The sequence below is a fragment of the Pseudomonas sp. RGM 3321 genome, from assembly GCF_022836805.1.
Lineage (GTDB): Bacteria > Pseudomonadota > Gammaproteobacteria > Pseudomonadales > Pseudomonadaceae > Aquipseudomonas.
On sequence record NZ_JALHBH010000097.1, the window covers coordinates 72,002 to 92,201 of the forward strand.

General features: G+C 57.4%; 3 protein-coding genes and 2 pseudogenes. All 5 read left to right on the forward strand.

Annotated features, from left to right (window positions below; translation table 11 throughout):
- Positions 1–27 precede the first annotated feature (27 nt).
- The 5 genes and pseudogenes from RGM3321_RS06845 (at position 28) to RGM3321_RS06870 (ending at position 20,148) form a co-directional block, all read left to right on the forward strand.
- A complete protein-coding gene (locus RGM3321_RS06845; RefSeq protein ID WP_244392251.1) occupies positions 28–14,994 on the forward strand; it encodes a filamentous hemagglutinin N-terminal domain-containing protein in 14,967 nt (4,988 codons plus the stop codon).
- Between the two features lie 10 nt (positions 14,995–15,004).
- Positions 15,005–15,361 carry a hypothetical protein gene (locus RGM3321_RS06850; RefSeq protein WP_244392252.1) on the forward strand — a complete coding sequence of 119 codons (357 nt, stop codon included), beginning with the start codon at positions 15,005–15,007 and terminating at the stop codon, positions 15,359–15,361.
- Between the two features lie 65 nt (positions 15,362–15,426).
- A pseudogene (locus RGM3321_RS06855) lies at positions 15,427–16,038 on the forward strand (IS5 family transposase); the annotation flags it as partial.
- Positions 16,029–19,523 (forward strand): annotated as a pseudogene (locus tag RGM3321_RS06860) (DUF637 domain-containing protein); the annotation flags it as partial. The pseudogenes RGM3321_RS06855 and RGM3321_RS06860, both read left to right, overlap by 10 nt.
- Positions 19,513–20,148 carry a hypothetical protein gene (locus RGM3321_RS06870; protein ID WP_239985121.1) on the forward strand — a complete coding sequence of 212 codons (636 nt, stop codon included), beginning with the start codon at positions 19,513–19,515 and terminating at the stop codon, positions 20,146–20,148. The pseudogene RGM3321_RS06860 and the gene RGM3321_RS06870, both read left to right, overlap by 11 nt.
- Positions 20,149–20,200 lie beyond the last annotated feature (52 nt).

The window sequence follows — 20,200 nt, forward strand, 5'->3', positions numbered from 1 at the left end:
CAACCTACCTGTTCCGAGGTCATTTACATGGACGTTCACCAACTGGCTCTGCTTGCTCGTCAGCCTTCCGCCGTGCTGATCGAGCGCCAGTCTTTTTGGGGAATGCCCAAACGCGGCCTCGCGCTGATTCTGGCCAATGCCCTGTTCTGGCAGCCGCTGCTGGTTCAGGCCGAAGGTATCGTGGTCAGTGGGCCGAATACCAGCCTGAGCCAGGCCGGTAATGGCGTGCCCATCGTCAACATTGCCACGCCCAATGCCAGCGGCCTGTCGCACAACCAGTTCCAGCAGTACAACGTCGACAGCCAAGGCGTCATCCTCAACAACTCCACGAACCAGACCCAGAGCACCCAACTGGGCGGAATTATCGTTGGCAACTCCAACCTGCGCGGCACGGCCGCTACCACCATTCTCAACGAAGTGGTCGGGGCCAACGCCAGCCAGCTCAAGGGCTACACGGAAGTGGCCGGGCAGGCGGCGCGTGTCATCGTCGCCAACCCCTACGGCATCAGTTGCAACGGCTGCGGTTTCATCAATACCCCGCAGGTCACCCTGACCACCGGCAAGCCGGTGCTGGATGCCAACGGGCAGTTGCAGCGTTTCAATGTGCAGGGCGGCAGCATATCCATCGACGGCGTGGGGCTGAACGCAGACAACGTCGACCAGTTCGACATCATTACCCGTAGCGCGAAGATCAATGCCGAGCTGCACGCTAGGCGCCTCAACATCATTGCCGGTCGCAACGATGTCGACGCGCAGACGCTGAATCCCACGGCCTTGCCTGACGACGGCAGCGCCAAACCGGAGTTGGCCGTCGACAGCTCGGCGCTGGGCGGCATGTATGCCGGCGCGATCCGTCTGGTGGGCACCGAGGCGGGTGTGGGTGTCAGGCTGGCTGGCGATCTGGCGGCCAGTGGCGGTGATATCCAGCTTGATGCCAACGGCCATTTGAGCATGACGCAGACCGCAGCAAGCGGCGCTGTCACGGCCAGGGCCAACAGTGCCGAGGTCAACGGCCCGGTCTACGCAGGGTCGTCACTGGGCATGACCACGGCAGGTGATCTCATCACCCGGCAGAACGTCGCCGCGCGCGATGCACTGACACTTTCCGCAGGCGGCCAGATCAATAACACCGCGGTGATCGAGGCTGGCGTCAATGCCGACAATAGCCGCAATACATCGGGCGATGTGACGCTGTCTGCCTACGGGCTCAACAACAGCGGCAGCATCACTGCCAGTCGCGCTCTGCAGGTCACTATCAGCCAGACCCTGAACAACCAGGGTGCCACACTCAACGGGCAGTCCAGCACACGCATCGTGGCCACTGCCGTCGACAATCGCCAGTCAGGCCGAATTCTGAGCCAGGGCGGCACTGTCGATATCAACGCGTCTCAGGTGCTCAACAGCCAGAGCGGGCTGATCAGCAGCAATGGCGCTATGACCATTACCGCCGGTTCTCTGGACAACAGCCAGCAAGGTAAGCTGTCCAGCAGCAGCGGCTTATCAGCCCGTATTTCCGGGCCGTTGCTCAACCAGCTGGGGCTTATCAGCGCCAATGGCGATCTGCTGCTCAACGCGGCAAGCGTGGACAACCGCAGCGCGGAAATCTCCAGCCTCGGCAGCCTGACCTCGACCGTCGGCCAGTTCGATAACCGCGAAAAAGGCCGTCTGCTGGCTAGCGGCGCGCTGCAACTGACCTCTGACCACCTGAACAACCAGAACGGCTCGGTCGCCGGACAGCAAGGTGTACAGCTGAATCTGGGGCAACTGACCAATGCTGGCAACGGTAGTCTCTACGGCAAAAACAGTCTGAGCCTGGCCGTCAGCGGCGCGTTGAACAATGACCAAGGCACACTGCGCAGTGATGGCACTCTGGATGTGCGTGCAGCCTCTCTGAGCAACAACAGTGGCAGCGTGACCAGTGCCGGTACGGCAACGGTCAGCACAACGGGCGCAGTCGCCAACCGGGGCGGGCAGATTCTGAGCGATGCGGGCCTGACGCTCTCCAGCGGCAGTTTGGATAACAGCCAGAGTGGTCGCATTGCCGGCAATGGCGTGGTGCTTACCACTGGCGCTTTCGACAACTATCAGGACGGCCGCCTGACCAGTACCGGCGCGCTTCAACTGAACGCCGGGCTGGTCAACAACAGCGACGCCGGTCGCATCGCCAGCGCCATGGCGTTGACCGCAGTGGTCACCGGCCTGAATCAGACCAACGACGGCCGGCTTTACAGCAACAGCGACGTCAGCCTGGACCTGAGCAATGGTCTGTTGAGCAACCAGAGCGGCCTGATCAATGCGCCTGGCCAGTTGCTGCTGAAAAACCTGAATGTCGTCAACAACCAGAGCGGTGAAATCTCCAGTGCCAACGGTTTTACACTGGCTGCCAACTCGCTGGATAACACGGACGGCTCGCTGCTCAGCGATAAAGCGCTTGTTGTGCGCATCAATCAGTTGCTGACCAACCTGCGCGGCAAGATTTCCGCCAATGGCGTCAATCTGAGTGCTGCAACGCTGGACAACCGCAGCGCGGAAATTTCCAGCCTGAGCACCCTGACTGCCACCATCGACCAGTTCGATAACAGTGCGAAAGGGCGTCTTCTGGCCAACGGCACAATGCTGCTGACCGCCGATAACCTGAATAACCAGAACGGCGTGGTCTCCGGACAGCAGGGCGTCCAGTTGACTCTGGGACAACTGACCAACTCCGGCGGCAGCGTTTATGCAAAAAACACGCTGGGTCTGACGCTGACCGGTGCAGTGAATAACAATCAGGGCGTACTGCGCAGTGACGGCACGCTGGACCTGAAAGCAGCTTCTCTGGCCAACACTGGCGGTCGGGTCACCAGTGCCGGTGTTGCCACGCTGAAAGCCGATGCAGCGGTCGTCAACCAGGGTGGGCAGATCATCAGCGATGCCGGCCTGACGCTTTCCAGTGGCAGCCTGGACAACAGCCAGAGTGGTCGCATTGCGGGCAATGGTGTGGTCCTCACCACTGGCGCTTTCGACAACCATCAGGATGGCCGCCTGACCAGTACCGGCTCACTCCAGTTGAATGCCGGTCTGGTCAACAACAGCGACGCCGGTCGTATTGCCAGCGCCATGGCGCTGACCGCCGTAGTAACAGGTCTGAACCAGACCAACGATGGCCGGTTGTACGGCAACAGCGACGTCAGCCTGGACCTGAGTAACGGCGTGCTGACCAACCAGGGCGGCCTGATCAACGCGCCGGGCCATTTACTGCTGAAAAACCTGAGCGTGGTCAACAACCAGAGCGGTGAAATCTCCAGTGCCAATGGCTTCACGCTGGCCGCTACCACGCTGGATAACACCGAAGGTTCGGTGATCAGCGACAAAGCCTTGATCGTGCGTGTCGCCCAGTTGCTGACCAACCTGCGCGGCCTTATTTCCGCCACCGGTGTCGAGCTGAGTGCCGCGACGCTGGACAACCGCAACGCGGAGCTCTCCAGCCTTGGAGAGCTGACCGCAACCGTCGGCCAGTTCGATAACAGTGGCAAGGGCCGTTTACTGGCCAATGGTGCGTTGCTGCTCAACGCCGACAGCCTGAACAACCAGAGCGCAGGCGCCGTTTCCGGCCAGCAGAGTATGCAGTTGAACGTCGGGCAACTGATCAACACGGGCGGTGGCAGCGTCTACGCCAAAAACAGTCTGGGCCTGAAAGTTACCGGCGTCCTCAACAACGATCAGGGGACATTGCGCAGCGATGGCTCGCTGGTGTTGAGCGCCGCCTCTCTGGGCAATACCGCCGGTAGCGTCACCAGCTCCGGCACCTCGTCCCTGACGGTCGATGGCGCTGTGGTGAACCGCGGCGGGCAGATTCTAAGTGATGCAACCCTGACGCTGACCAGTGGCAGTCTCGACAACAGCCAGAACGGTCGTATCGCCGGCAAGGGTGTGAAGCTTGTCACCGGTGCTTTTGACAACCAGCAAGGCGGCCGCCTGACCAGTACCGGAACCCTTCAGCTTGATGCCGGGCTGGTCAATAACAGTGACGCCGGTCGTATCGCCAGCGCCATGGCCCTGACCGCTGTGGTCACCGGTCTGAATCAGACCAACGATGGCCGTCTGTACAGCAACAGCGATGTCAGCCTCGATTTAAGCAACGGCGTGCTGAACAACGACGGCGGTCTGATTACCGCGCCGGGCCAGTTGCTGCTGAAAAATCTCAATGCAGTCAGCAACCGCAGCGGTGAAATTTCCAGCGCCAACGGCTTCACCCTGGCCGCTACGTCGCTGGACAACACCGCGGGCTCGGTGCTCAGCGACAAAGCGCTCATTGTGCGTGTTGACCAGTTGCTGACCAACCTGCGCGGTCTGGTGTCCGGCAACGGTATCGATCTGACGGCCAATGAGCTGAATAACAACAGCGGCAGCCTGAGCAGCGATGCCGACCTGCTGGTAAACGTCACTGGCAAGCTGTCGAGTCGCAGCGGCGAGCTGACCAGCGCTGGTAACACGACCCTGAATGCGCTGAGCCTCGATAACGCCGCTGGCCAGGTCATGGCTGACCGGTTCCTGAAACTGGTGATCACTGAAACCATCGACAATCAGGCCGGAACACTGGGCGCAGGGCAGGGTATCGACATCGGTGCCGCGAGTCTGGACAACCGCCAGTCAGGTGTACTGGTCACAGATGGCCAACTGACTCTGAAACTGAGCGGCGCACTGGACAATCGCGCGGGTGGCAGCCTGCAAGCCAAAGGCTTGATGGACCTGACAAGCAAGACGCTGGACAACCGCGGTGGCCGTATTGCCGCGCAGAACCTGTTGATCGTGCATAGCGACAGCGTGGACAACCGTGGCGGTTCGATTCGTGCCGAGAAAGGCCTGCAGCTGTTCGTCGATGCCCTCGACAATAGCCAGACCGGCCTGAGCACCACGCAAAAAGGCCTGATCAACAGCAATGCCGGTCTTGAACTGGTCGGCACGCGTCTGGATAACCAGAACGGTCTGCTCAACGCCGCTGGCCTGATGCAGTTGCAGGTCGACAGCGCTCTCAACGGCAGCGGTCGTATCGCCAGTCAGGCAGACATGGTCGCCAATATCGGCAGTCTGACCCAGCAGGGCGGCGAGCTGGTTGCGCAGGGCAATCTGACCCTGACCGGCAAAACCCTCGACAACCAGGCAGGCGGCCTGGTGGGCTCCACAAAAGCGCTGAAAATCGATGTTACCGACATCGACAACAAGGCCGGTGAACTGTCCAGCCAGATCGGTGTGGACATCATTGGTCAGACGCTCGACAACAGCAACGGCGGCAAGGTCCTGGCGGGCACGGCGCTTGGACTGACCGTGGCGCGCTTGATCAACCTGAATAAAGGCCTGTTGTTCGGTAACACCCTGCGTCTCGACGGTGCACGCCTGGATAACGCAGGCGGTACGCTGGCGAGCCAGAAGGACATGAGCATTGATGTGTCCGGTGCGCTGGACAACAGCGGTGGTCTGCTCAGCAGCGAAGCGGGGTTGACGGTCAATGCCGCTTCGTTGCAAAACGCAGCAGGCAGCCTGTCCAGTGCCGATGCCTTGAGCGTCACCACCACCGGCGCTCTGGAGAACCAGGCGGGCTCCGTTACTACCGACGCAACGCTGACACTGACCAGCGCCAGCCTGGACAACAGTCAGGCGGGCAAACTGGCTGGCAAGGGTGCCACGCAGGTCACCACCGGCACCTTCGACAACAGCCAGGGCGGTCGCCTGACCAGCAGCGACACCCTGCAGTTGACGGCCGGTAAAGTCATCAACCAGAACGCCGGACGTATTGCCAGTGCGCTGGCGTTGACGGCCAGCGTGACCAGCCTCGATCAGCAAGGTGGTGAGCTGTTCAGCAACACCTCGCTGAGCCTCGACCTGAACAACGGCCAGTTGAACAATCAGGGCGGTTTGATCAACGCCCCCGGCGTGTTGCTGCTGAAGAATCTCAACGGCGTGGCCAACCAGAACGGCGAAATCTCCAGCGCAAAGGCCTTTACCCTGAACGCCGACAGTCTCGATAACAGTGGCGGCAAACTGCTCAGCAGTCAGGCCCTGACACTGATCGTGAACAAGGCCCTGAGCAACATCAAAGGTACGATTTCCGCTGCGGCGCTCAACACTCGCAGCGAGAGCCTGGACAACACCGAAGGCTTGATCAGCAGCCGCGCAGGCCTGGAGGTGACGGTTGATACCGCCCTGACCAACGTCAAGGGCACGCTGATTGGCGACGGCGATGTGACGCTGAGTGCCGCGACAGCAGACAATGGTCTCGGCCAGATCGCCAGCAAACAGAACCTCAACGCACAGATCGGCAGCCTTCGGCAACTGGGCGGTCAGATGCTTGCCCAAGGCACATTGACCGTGCGCGGCGACGCGCTGGACAACCGTCAGAACGGTTTCATCGGCGCAACCCAAGCCCTCGATATCAATGTCACCGACATCGATAACCGTGGCGGTGAACTGTCCAGTCAGGACGTGATTACCCTGACCGGCCAGCAACTCAACAACAGCGACAGCGGTCAGGTGCTGGCGCAGAAAGCCCTGACGCTGAACGTTGCGCAGATCACCAACCGAACGAATGGTCTGCTCTCCAGTAAAGCCGGTCTGACGCTGGTGGGCAGTACGCTGGACAACACCGGTGGCGCGATCAGTGCCCTCAAAGCTCTGGGTATCGACCTGTCTGCGACGCTCGACAACACTCAAGGCCTGATCAGCAACGAAGATGTCCTGACGGTTAAGACCAGCAGTCTGACCAATACCGCAGGCAGCATTTCCAGCGCCGGAACCCTGACCCTCGACAGCACCGGAGCAATCAGCAACCAGGGCGGCAAACTGTTGACCGATGGTGCGCTGGACCTGAAAAGTGCCAGTCTTGATAACAGCCAGAAAGGCAATATCAGCGGCAAAGGCCTGCTGACCCTCAAGACCGGGAATTTCGACAACAGCCACAACGGTCGCGTCAGCAGCAGTGATCGTCTGGACCTGACGAGCGCACAACTGACCAACAGCGATGGCGGCAGCATCGGCAGCAGCCAGGCACTGACCGCCAGTGTCAGCCGCCTGAGTCAGCAGGGCGGTAGCCTGTTCAGCAACACCTCCTTGAGCCTGGACCTGAACAACGGCCAGCTGGACAACCAGGGCGGTTTGATCAACGCGCCAGGCGCACTGCTGCTGAAAAACGTCAACGAGGTTCTGAACCAGAACGGCGAAATCTCCAGCGCTCAGGCGTTCACCGTCAACGCTCAACAACTCGATAACAGCGGCGGCAAACTGCTCAGCAACCAATTGCTGACCCTGCGCATCGCCCGTGCGCTGACCAACGTCAAAGGCATGATCGCCGCAGCCGGTGTCGACGCCACCGCCAATACCCTCGATAACACGGGCGGTACGCTGACCAGCCGCAACAACCTGGACCTGACGGTTACCGGTCTGCTTACCAACCGCGACAAAGGCCTGATCAACGCTGCTCAGGCACTCAAGGTAGGCGCGGCCAGCCTCGATAACCAGAGCGGTCAGGTGTTGGGCGGCACCAGCCTGGTCCTCAACGCTACATCGATCAACAACACCGCGAAGGGCCTGGTCAACAGCACCGGCACCCTGAACCTGGCTGCTGGCAGTCTGGATTCCGGCAACGGCGGCGAAGTGTCGGCCACACGTGACATGACCCTGGTACTCAATGCACTGTCGCTCAACGGCGGACGCGTGATGGGTAATGCCGGTCTGTCCATCGACATGCAAGGCAACGACCTCAACAACCTCGGCGGTTTGATCACGGCAGACGGTTCGCTGACCCTTAACCGCATTCGCGACCTGAATAACCAGTCTGGCGAGGTCTCCAGCGCGCAGAGTTTCAGAGTCGACGGCCGCACCCTCGACAACAGCAGCGGCAAGCTGATCAGCAGCAACGTGCTGACGGTCAACGCGACCAACCTGCTCAACCAGAACGGTCTGATCTCTGGCTGGCAGGGTCTGAACGTCTCCGGTAACCGCCTCGACAACCGCAACGACGGCACCTTGTCCAGCCGCAGCGGTAACCTCGTTACAACCCTGACCGGTGAATTGCTCAACGGCGGCAACGGTGCGTTGGTCAGCCAGAACACACTGAGCGTTATCGCTGACAGTCTCGACAACAGCGGCGGCATCCTGTCCAGCGGAACCGGTCAGACCCTGACCGTCGCCGGCCTGATGAACAACAGCCAAAACGGCCTGATCGACAGTGGTGCCGGGCTGACCATCAAAGCCAATGCCCTGAACAACGCGGCCGGTAATCTGACGGCCCAGCAGAGTTTCAGCTTCGAAGGTAGCAGCCTCGACAACAGCGCCGGTAATCTGAGCAGCAAGGGCGAGATGACACTCGACCTGCTGGGCAGCCTGACCAATACCAGCGGCAAGCTGGCCAGCGGCGGTAACCTGCTGTTGCGGCGTAGCACGGCAATCAACAACCAGGCCGGGCAACTGATCAGCCAGAGCCTGATGACCCTCAACACGTCCGGGCAACTGGACAACCGTAACCGCGGCACAATCGCAGCCAACAACACACTGACTGTCGTCGCGGGTGGCAGTGTCCTCAACGATGCCGATGGCTTGATCTATAGCCAGAGCGCCGATGCACAAGTACAGGCAGCGAGCCTGTCCAACGTGCGTGGCACAGTACAGAGCGCAGGCGCACTACGCGTCGATGTCGCTGGCACCGTCGACAACCAGAATGGTCGGATCATCGCGCAGAACGGTGACCTGAACCTGAGCGGCGCCAACCTCTACAGTCAGGGCGGAGTGCTGTCCAGCCTGCAAGGTCTGTTCACCGCGAACGTGAGTGGCGTGCTTAAAAACGGCTATGACGCCAACCGCCAGGGCGGCGTCATCCAGGCGCAGCGCCTCAACCTGACCGCGTTGGGCGGCTTCGACAACTACGGCGGGCGAGTCTCCGCGCGCGGCGGCGAAGCGCTGATCACTACCCCGGGCTTCGACAACCGCAACGGCGGCCTTTACGCCAAAGGCCTGGTGCGGGTCAACGGTGGCAACTTCGACAACAGTGGCGACAACGACGGCCAGATCGCCGGCGGCCAGGTCGAACTGAACCTGAGCGGCGCACTGAACAACCGCTTCGGCATCATTGAAAGTGACAGCACACTGGCCGTGACCGCTGCCAGTCTGGACAACCAGACCGGGCAACTGCGCGCGCTGGGCGGTGGTGGCGCAACAAACTTCCAGATCGGCAACCTGTTCGACAACCGCAACGGCACCCTGGAAAGCGCCAACAGCGACCTGATTCTCAATGCGGGCAGCTTTCTGAATGGGGGCGGGTCGCTGTTGCATACAGGTAATGGCACGTTTGATATTTCTACGGCCAACCTGACCAATGCTGGCGGCAGCATCGTCACCCGCGGTGGTTTGACACTAAGTGCTGATAGCTGGACCAACAGCAGCGTTATTCAGGCCGGGCGATTGACGGTGAATGTCGGAACCTTGAATCAGACGGCGGGCGGGCAATTGCTGGCGTCGAATTCGTTCAGTGGGAGTGGCGGGAACTGGACGAATGATGGGTTGATTGCGAGTGATGGCGGGGTAGATATACGTATTGGCGGGACGTTTACCGGTAATGGTAGGACTTCTAGTGTCGGTGGCATGTATCTGTCCGCCGGGCAACTGAATCTGAACGGCGCCTCAAGCATCACGAGTGGTGGTAACAGCGAAATCAATATTGGTGGCCAACTTACAAATAGCGGGCGCCTGACCTCAGCAGGCGATTTAGTCGTGAATGCTGGCGGCATTGCCAACTACGGAACCTTGGGCGCCGCGCAAAACCTGACGCTTGCAACGCCGTCTCTCATCAATGATCGAGGTCTGATGTTTAGCGGCGGCGATACAACGCTGAATGTCAATAGCTTTACCAACCAGAATGGTGACCTTTACAGTCAGCGAGCGCTACTTATAAAAGGCTACGGTGGCGGAGCTCAGGCTAATGATGTTTCAAATATATCCGGGTCAATAGAAAGCGGCGGGACCCTCACCATTAATTCGGGGAGCTTTACTAACCGTACCTCTGACGCAGGCGGCGCTCAAGGGTTTGCTGTCGGTCGCACGCTGGTTTCAGGATTTATCGCCGTACTTTGTAATGATTGCAGTGGCGATCATTACAATGTTGATTACATCGCTAGAGAGTTTTACGAAGGTGGGCAAGATAACGACACCTCTGCCTCCTCTCTGCTGACCGCTGGAGGCGATTTCGTTTTCAGAGGCGGTGATTTCCTCAACAGCAAAAGCACCATCAGCGCGACGGGAAACATCGACATTCAGGCCAATAGTGTCAAAAACCTGGGTGCTGTCAGTGGCAGTATCGAGCGCACACGTACCTATAATTCCGGTAGGGTAACGGACGGTACGGTAAACCGATTCATGCCTCAGGTAGTTGCTTACAATCAGCGCAACAATCCTGATTTCCCCTATGTTTATTATGTTGATGCTGCTGGTGGCTTGAGCCTGGGCATTGCCTCATCCGTGACGACACGTGAGCCAGGGCGTGATGGTGGCACGATTAAAACGGTGGTGGTCAAGGATAAGTCGACCGGAAAGGCAGTTACCAATACGCTCACCGGTTATGGCTACGGTGGGACCAGCCCGCAGTCTCAATATGATCGTAACAATCTGGTGCAACTGCCTGCTGGTTTGGAAAGCTACGCACTTATCAGTGACGTTGAAGTCGCAAAAGATGGCAGCGGTAACGGCGGACGCAGTGCAGTCATTCAAGCGGGTGGAAATGTATCCATTAATGCCAAGCAGGATCTGCAAAACAGTGTCATTCACCAAGACTATGCAGGCAGCGCAGGCACCAGCAAGGTTCAGGACACGCGTACGTCCGGCACTGGCGCCACAGTTATCAGGATCAATGCTCAGCTTCCCCCCGACCTGGCCCAACAACAAGTCAACCCGTTAAGCCTGCCAGGCTTCAGCCTGCCCACCGGCCAGAACGGACTGTTCCGTCTGAGCGGCCAGACCGGCACCGCAGCCGCTGTCGCTAAACCCGTCGGCCTGCCTCAAAGCTGGACCATGGGCAGCGCGGCGGTATCCGTCGCTCAACGCGAGCATACCGTTTCAGACGCGCAGGCAAGCACCATCCAGATCGGTTCGGTAGGCCAGATATCCAACGCTACTCGCCAGCTTGGCCTGACAACACGGCAAAGCGCTGGCGTAAGCGCGAATGCATCCTCCTTCGACGCCAGCACCCCAAGCGCCGCGTCCATAGGCGGATTTGTACTACCCGGTCATACCTCTGATTCCGCAGGTTTAACCAGCGTCGATAGTGTCACCGGTATCGCGACGGGTAATCAGGGAAGTGGTGCTTTGCTACCTGTGCAAAATGCAGGTTCGACAGGCATGCCGGTTATCACCGCCACAGGATCCGGCAGTTCGGCGGCCCAGAATATCGGGATGGTGCAGGGCACACGGATCAACAATGCCGGCCAGGTTGTAACCGACGCTCAGGGTCGTCCGGTAACTACAACGGTTAGTAGCCCGGTCGCTGCCGCAGCAGCACAGACCGTTACCCGAGTGGACGGCCTGCCCAGCAGCAACTTCGTTTCCAAACCGCAAAAATACCTGATCGAAACCAACCCGGTCCTCACCGAGCTTAAGCAGTTCATGAGTTCGGATTACCTGCTTGCAGGTCTGGGCTACGACCCCGAAGTCAGCGCTAAGCGTCTGGGTGACGGCTTGTACGAACAACGCCTCGTTCAGCAGGCAGTAGTGGCCAGAACCGGTCAGGCGTTCATCGACGGGCAGACCTCCAACGAGGCGCAGTTCAAGTACCTGATGAACAACGCCATCGCCAGCAAAGAGAAACTGAACCTGGCTGTGGGCGTGTCGCTGAGTTCACAACAAGTCGCAGCGCTGACCCACGACATCGTCTGGCTCGAAGAGCACGAGGTGAATGGCGAGAAAGTGCTGGTGCCGGTGTTGTATCTGGCACAGGCCGACAATCGCCTTGGTCCGACCGGGGCATTGATTGCGGGTAACGACGTCTCACTGATCGCCGGCCAGAACCTCGACAACGTTGGCACCTTGCGTGCGGCCAATAACCTGTCAGCGGTTGCCGGTAGCAATCTGGTCAACGCCGGCCTGATAGAAGCTGGTAACCGGCTCGATCTGCTCGCGGGCAATGACCTGATCAACACCGCTGGCGGCATCATCAAAGGTCGCGATGTTTCACTGACCGCGATCAACGGCGACGTGATCAACGAACGCAGCGTCACCTCGATGGACAACAGCGTGCGCGGTCAGCGCCACAACGAGTTCGCCGACAGCGCCGCGCGCATCGAAGCCGCCAATGATATGAGCATTTCGGCGGGTCGCGACGTCATCAACAAAGGCAGCGTGCTGGAAAGCGGCCGCGACATGAGCATTCAGGCCGGACGCGACGTCACCATCGCCCCGACCGAAGTCACCAACAGCCTATTCTCGGACAGCAAACACAACAGCAGCGACATCACCCAACTGGGCTCCACCGCCAGTGCCGGTCGCGACCTGACCGTACAGGCCGGGCGCGACATCTCCGTCATCGCCAGCCAGATCGACGCCAAACGCGACATTGCCATGGCCGCGACCGAAAACCTCACCATCAGCTCGGCGGCGGACGAAGAACACTCCCTGTCGAAAAGCAAAAAACTGACCCGCCAGGAAGACCACGTCAGCCAGATAGCCGCGGACCTTAATGCAGGCGGCAGCGTTGCCTTGCAGGCTGGGCAGAACCTTGCGGTGATCTCCAGCCGCATCACGGCTGGTAAAGAGGCGTATCTGGTAGCCGGTGAGAACCTGGACATTCTGGCTGCGCAGGACAGTGATTATTCGCTGTACGACATGAAGAAGAAAGGCAGCTTCGGTGCCAAGAAAACCAAGCGTGACGAAATCACTGATGTGAAAAACATCGGCAGTGAGATCACCACCGGTGGTGACTTGTTGCTGTCGAGTGGGGGAGATCAGAAATATCAAGCTGCGAAGCTTGAGAGCGGTAAGGACCTGACGATTGAGAGCGGTGGTGCGGTTACGTTCGAGGGCGTGAAAGACCTGCATCAGGAAAGTCACGAGAAGAGCAAAAGTGACCTCGCCTGGAACTCGAGTAAAGGCAAGGGCAACACCGACGAAACCCTGCGCCAGAGCGAACTGGTGGCCAAGGGGGAAGTGGCGATCCGCGCTGTTCAAGGCTTGAAAATCGATATCAAACAGATCGACCAGCAAAGCGTTAGCCAGACCATTGATGCAATGGTCAAAGCGGATCCGCAACTGGCGTGGCTCAAGGAGGCAGAGCTGCGCGGTGACGTGGATTGGCGGCAGGTCAAAGAAGTACATGATTCGTTCAAGTACGACAACTCAAGCTTGGGCCAGGGTGCAATGCTGGCGATCATTATTGTCGTTACAGTGTTGACGGCGGGTGCTGGCACATTCGCGTCTACAGGGCTGGCTGCAGGTTCTGCTGCTAGCGGAGCGGCTACCGCTGCTGGCATTTCCGTGACAACGGCTGCAACGATAGGTACTGCTGTAAACGCTGCAGTTGTAGCAGGGGTAACGTCCGCCACCTCTCAGGCAGTGATAAGCACAGTTAATAATAAAGGCAACCTTGGCGCAGCGCTGAAAGATGTGACATCTGCTGAAAGCATGAAAGGCTACTTGGTAAGTGGGCTGGCGGCTGGGTTTGCCGCGGGAATTCTTGACCCGGCATATGGTGTTTCTCCAGAAAACACAGCGAAAGCAACTCATGGCTTTGATCTGGGAAGTTTCGATGGTTTTACAAACTATGCAGGTTATACGCTTGCGCAAGGAGGGTTCAGCGCTGCAGCAAATACTACAATAAATGGGGGAAGCCTGACGGATAATCTTGCCCAAGCTGCAATCAGTTCTGCCGCAGATGCTATGTCAGCAGGTATCTACAACAAGCTGGGAACAAAATTGGAGTTTTCAGGGCTTCCCTCAAAGCTGGCTGCGCACGCTCTTGTTGGCGGATTGATCGCTGAGCTTGCTGGCGGTGATTTCCGTTCTGGAGCCTTGGCTGCTGGAGCGAATGAGGCATTTGTAAATTTGGTGGGCGACAAGATTTTTGTAGGGGAATCCCACGATAAACTATTGGCAATGACCTCACAGCTAGTTGGCTTAACGGTTGCGGCCGCCGCGGGTGGAACTGATAAAGACCAAGCCGTCGCCGGTTGGGTTGCTCAGCAGGCCACGACCTTCAATTACCTTGAGCACAGTGAAAAAGAAGCGTTTATAAAAGAAATGCTTGGCTGCGATACTGACAAGTGTGCGAGAGAAAAATGGGAGCAGGGTAAGTTTGATGAGGACAGCCAAGCAAACATTCAGTACGCCGACGACATAGCTGGATCCCAGCGTGCAAGAGAGACTAGAGATCGGGTTCTGGATTCGCTGGGTTCAATCCTGGACATGAATTGTCCTACGAGTGCTTGCGAAGGTTACAAGCAGCTCTTGGTGAAGCGCTCGCTGAGCACGCTAGAAAACATGAACCAAGTCATCAATGACTGGGCTTCCGTCGATCAGCGACTTGGGTTGATGGCGGGCGCGGCAGTGGGGGGCAAGCCAACTACAAATGCGGCTCTACAGCCAGCAGAAGCACTGGCGTTGACTAGAGTGCAAAAGGCTGTAGATTATCTGCAAGGTGCAAAAGCGACAGAGGTGGCGAGTACGGGGCCGAAGGTGCCGCCAAAGTTGCAGCCATTCACCAATCCGCCTCAAGGGCCAGTAATTCCATTGGGTTGGGTAAGCCGTCCTGGTAGGGCCTCTGGCAGCACAATTTATTACCCGCCGGGCACAGATCCAAGTGCTTCTGGAAGTACTTATATTCGATTGATGCCTTCAGGTTCGACCCCAGTTCCCGGGTTAGAAAATGGTTATTGGATTTCTGTGAAAAATGGACAGCCGATAAACCCAGCAACCGGTGGTACTGGCACAAGGGGAGATACACATGTGCCATTGCCGCCAAATACTGTGCCGCCTAAGCGATGAGAGTGTATTTATGATTAATGAAGCCGATTTGGCAGAGCTGGATTCAACAGTGCTTACAGGTGTAACAGTTGGGGTTGGCTCGCAAATTTTGATATTCGGGAGTGGTGCGACCGTGCTAATACAGTGTCCCTTTACAAGTGAAACACAAGGACGGAAACAACAGGGGCACGGTGAGGATGTGAACACCAGCGAGTTACTTTTTGATTATCTGAATTGCCAGGTGACAAGTGCTTCGCTTGAAGAGGGGGCGATTCTGGTGTTGAAGTTTGAGGGGGGAAAGTCATTGAGGGTTATCCCTGAGTGTAACGGGCTTGAATCTTATGTGATCTCTACTTGCCTTGGTATTTGTCCTGTTGCATTAATTTAAGGAAACTCTGAAAAAGGTTTCCTGATTTGGCAAAATACCCCAACACCCTTCACCGAGCCTCCCTGATGAAACAGATGACCTTCGCCGATGCCGAGTACGCGGGTAAACGTAAGCAGACTCGCCGCGAACGCTTTCTCATCGAGATGGATCAGGTTGTACCCTGGGAAGGCTTGATCGCACTGATTTAGCCTCATTATCCGAAGGGCGAAGGTGGCCGTCCGGTCTATGCGCTGATGGCGATGCTGCGGATTCACCTGATGCAGAACTGGTTTGGTTACAGCGATCCGGCGATGGAGGAAGCACTTTACGAGACAACGATCCTGCGCCAGTTCGCAGGCTTGAGTCTGGATCGAATCGCCGATGAAACCACGATTCTCAATTACCGGCGCCTGCTGGAAAAGCATGAGTTGGCAGGCGGGATTTTGCAGGTCATCAATAGCTATCTGGGTGATCGAGGTTTGATGCTGCGCCAAGGTACGGTGGTCGATGCGACGATCATTCATGCGCCGAGCTCGATCAAGAACAAGGACGGCAAACGCGATCCCGAAATGCATCAGACGAAGAAAGGAAACCAGTATTTCTTCGGCATGAAAGCGCATATCGGCGTCGATGCCGAGTCGGGTTTAGTCCATAGCCTGGTGGGTACTGCGGCAAATGTGGCGGACGTGATACGAGTAATCAGCCCGTCACCGTGGCGCAAGCCAGTGTCATTACCCCGGTTGTTTCGGCAGCAGCGCAAACGGTTACCCGAGTAGAAGGCCTGCCCAGCAGCTCATTCGTTTCCAAACCCCAGAAATACCTGATCGAAACCAACCCGGTCCTCACCGAACTAAAACAGTTCATGAGCTCGGATTACCTGCTCGCAGGTCTGGGTTACGACCCGGAAGTCAGCGCCAAGCGCCTGGGCGATGGTTTGTATGAGCAACGCCTTGTCCAGCAGGCCGTCGTGGCCCGAACCGGCCAGGCGTTTATCGACGGCCAGACCTCCAATGAGGCCCAGTTCAAGTACCTGATGAACAACGCCATCGCCAGCAAACAGCAGCTGAACCTGGCGGTCGGCGTATCGCTCAGTTCACAACAAGTTGCTGCACTGACCCACGACATCGTCTGGCTCGAAGAGCACGAAGTGAATGGCGAGACAGTGCTGGTGCCGGTGCTGTACCTGGCTCAGGCCGACAATCGCCTTGGCCCGACCGGTGCGTTGATTGCGGGTAACGACGTCTCGCTGATTGCCGGGCAAAACCTCGATAACGTCGGCACCTTGCGTGCAGCCAATAATCTGTCGGCAGTGGCGGGCAACAACCTGGTCAACACAGGGCTGATAGAGGCTGGCAACCGTCTGGACTTGTTGGCGGGTAACGACCTGATCAACACCGCTGGCGGCATCATCAAAGGGCGTGATGTCTCACTGACCGCCATCAACGGCGACGTGATCAACGAGCGCAGCATCACTTCGATGGACAACAGTGCGCGCGGTCAGCGCCACAACGAGTTCGCCGACAGCGCAGCGCGCATCGAAGCCGCCAACGACATGAGCATCTCGGCGGGCCGCGATGTCATCAACAAAGGCAGCGTGCTGGAAAGCGGCCGCGACATGAGCATCCAGGCCGGACGCGACGTCACCATTGCCCCGACCGAAGTCACCAACAGCCTGTTCTCGGACAGCAAACACAACAGCAGCGACATCACCCAACTGGGCTCCACCGCCAGTGCCGGTCGCGACCTGACCGTTCAGGCCGGGCGCGACATCTCCGTCATCGCCAGCCAGATCGACGCCAAACGCAACATCGCCATGGCCGCGACCGAAAACCTCACCATCAGCTCGGCGGCGGACGAAGAACACTCCCTGTCGAAAAGCAAAAAGCTGACCCGCCAGGAAGACCACGTCAGCCAGATCGCAGCGGACCTTGATGCAGGCGGCAGCGTTGCCTTGCAGGCTGGGCAGAACCTTGCGGTGATCTCCAGCCGCATCACGGCTGGTAAAGAGGCGTATCTGGTAGCCGGTGAGAACCTGGACATTCTGGCTGCGCAGGACAGTGATTATTCGCTGTATGACAAAAAGAAGAAGGGGAGTTTTGGGGCGAAAAACTTCAAGCGCGATGAAGTGACCGACACGCGCAATATCAGCAGTGAAATCACTACAGGCGGTAACCTGACGCTGGCAAGTGGCGGCGACCAGCGTTATCAGGTTGCCAAACTGAACAGTGGCAACGACCTGTTGATCAACAGTGGCGGCGCAATCGATTTCGAGGGCGTGAAAGACCTACACGACGAAAGCCACACCAAGAACAAAAGCAGTGCAGCGTGGTTCTCGACAAAAGGCAAAGGGACAACCGACGAGACCTTTCGCCAGAGCGAACTGGTGGCCAAAGGCGAAGTTGCCATTCAGGCCGTCAACGGTCTGCGCATTGATGTGAAACAGGTCGATCAGCAAAGCGTAAGCCAGAGCATCGATGCAATGGTCAAGGCCGATCCGCAACTGGCCTGGATCAAGGATGCCGAGAAACGAGGTGACATCGACTGGCGTCAGGTCAAGGAAATCCACGAAAGCTTCAAGTACGACAACTCGGGCCTTGGCCCTGCTGCGCAGATTGTTGTCGCCATCCTGATGGCGGCGGTGATGGGCCCAGCAGGCTTTGGTTTAAGCGCTGGTATTGGCGGCGCTGTAGCAACCAGCGTTGCGACGACGGCGGTGACGAGCACGATCAACAACAAGGGTGATCTTGGCGCCGTGTTCAAAGACGTGACGTCTTCCAACGCCATCAAGGGATACGCCATGGCGGGCGTCATGGCAGGGTTCGTACCGACCATCAACCCGAAAAATCTGGGCTTGGACCTTGCGAGTGTTCAGACCGTTGCGACTAAGGTAATCACTGAGTCGGTGGTCAAGACCGCGATCATGGGCGGGAGTTTCAAGGATAACCTTGGCTCTTCCATCGTCAGTACGGGAATCGCTACGGGTGGCGCCATTGCCGCAGGCAAGATCGGTGATTTCACTCTGTTCGATGAGGGCAAACTCACCAAAGTCGGCATGCATGCCGTGCTTGGCGGTTTGATGTCCGAGGCCATGGGCGGAGATTTCCGAACGGGTGCCTTGGCCGCCGGCGCGAATGAAATGGTTGTCGATTATCTGGCTGAAAGGCTTCTGCCAGCAGGCGTTGACAGAGATTCCCAAGCCTATCAGGCAGGTGTCAGCAAGCTGATGACTGCCTCGGAGTTGATCGGTGCGCTGACTGCTGCCGCAACGGGCGGGGACGCATCGGCAGCAGCGGCGGTGACGGCTAACAGTACGCAGTATAACAATCTTGACCACCCTTCAGCGGAGCGGTTACTCAATGAGCTGCAAGGCTGTCGGGCTTCGAACGGGTGCTCAGAGCAAAACATCCGCTCGATCATTGCTGACTACGAGAAGCTATCGAGCGAACGCTCAACGGCCATCAATGCTTGCACAAGCCGAGCGTGCGTCGAGGACATTCAGAAAAGCGCGGTCACGCTCACAGAGCCTGTCGCCAAGGACTTGCTCAATTTCCTGAAGCGCAGCGTTTCGTATGATATGGCTGGTTTGCTTACCGGCAATCCCGGGGCGATTGCTGTTCCTTCACAAGGCGTGGATGGTTGGGGCGCGCTATTCGTTTCTGATAAGCAGATGGCTTACGCCAAAAACGTGAGGGAAGGCTGGTTGACACCGGAGGAAACGGCCGGGCTTGATCAGTGGGTCAAAGATACGAGCTGGCTCGATGCTCAGAAGGGTCGGCAGCTTGATATAAAAGAACGTGCTACCTTAATTACGGAGCTCGTGGCTGCTGGTGGGATGGCGTTGCTGGGTCGGACTCCTGCAACATCTGGTACAGTTGCTGCAAAGGTCACAGTTCCAGAAAATATGAGTCCGGTTGGTGCTGGGCGAAATGGTGCATTTAATGAAGCCAAGCGTCAATCAGGCATACCGACAAGTCAGCAGCCTAGTCGCGTCCTATCCAATGTGGATAAAAGGGGTAATCCTCAGCCCGGAAAAATTTATGAGTTTGAGGTGCCTGCGTCAGGTGGAGGTACTCGAACGATAAGGATTCGAGACGACGAGGGTGGGCATGATTTTGGTGTGGGAAATCCACAAAATCGAGGCTCTCACTTCAATGACGAATCTGGGAATCATTATGACTACTGATATTCGAATCGCTAGCACTTTTGATGTTTCAAAAGAAAATGAGGTGCTTAATATTGCGCGCGAATTTAACGCTGGCGGAGTTGTATTATCGGCCGCAAGTTATTCTGTTTCGACGGAGGTAAAAAAGCCACTAGCCTTCGTTTTGAATTTTATCTATAAAGCGATAGTCGGGAAATTTCCTCATTATGATGTGTGGTTGTTCTTGGGTAATTCAGCGACGCAGCCAGATACGCGAATTGTTCGATATAAAAGATTATGGGGGGCTTTGAGATCAAGAGGGTTTGATATATCTGGTAGTAATGAGTTTCTTGAAGCTATGGTCGAAGTTGGTGGGGGCTTGAAATTTTTTGGTGCAGTGCTTCTTTCGGAATTGTCTATAGAAACAGTTGCAGATGTAGTTATAGATGAGCGCTGCTCATATATCGTCGCGCTGCCCGAAAAATTTGATGTTCTGAATGCTCTCGATATGGGATGGTCTGGTGAGATGTCTAAAGACTTTGAGCGTCTTCATTGCGTAAGCAAAAAAAAGGGTATTGTTTTTAAGCGTGTCGGTGAGTTTGATGATGATGAGAGAGGGTTTACGGCAATCGCGCTACCCAAGATTATTAAAAAACTATTGGTCTGAATTGGTTGTCGTTAGGGCGGATGAACAGTTTGCCCTGTTCTTCACCGATACG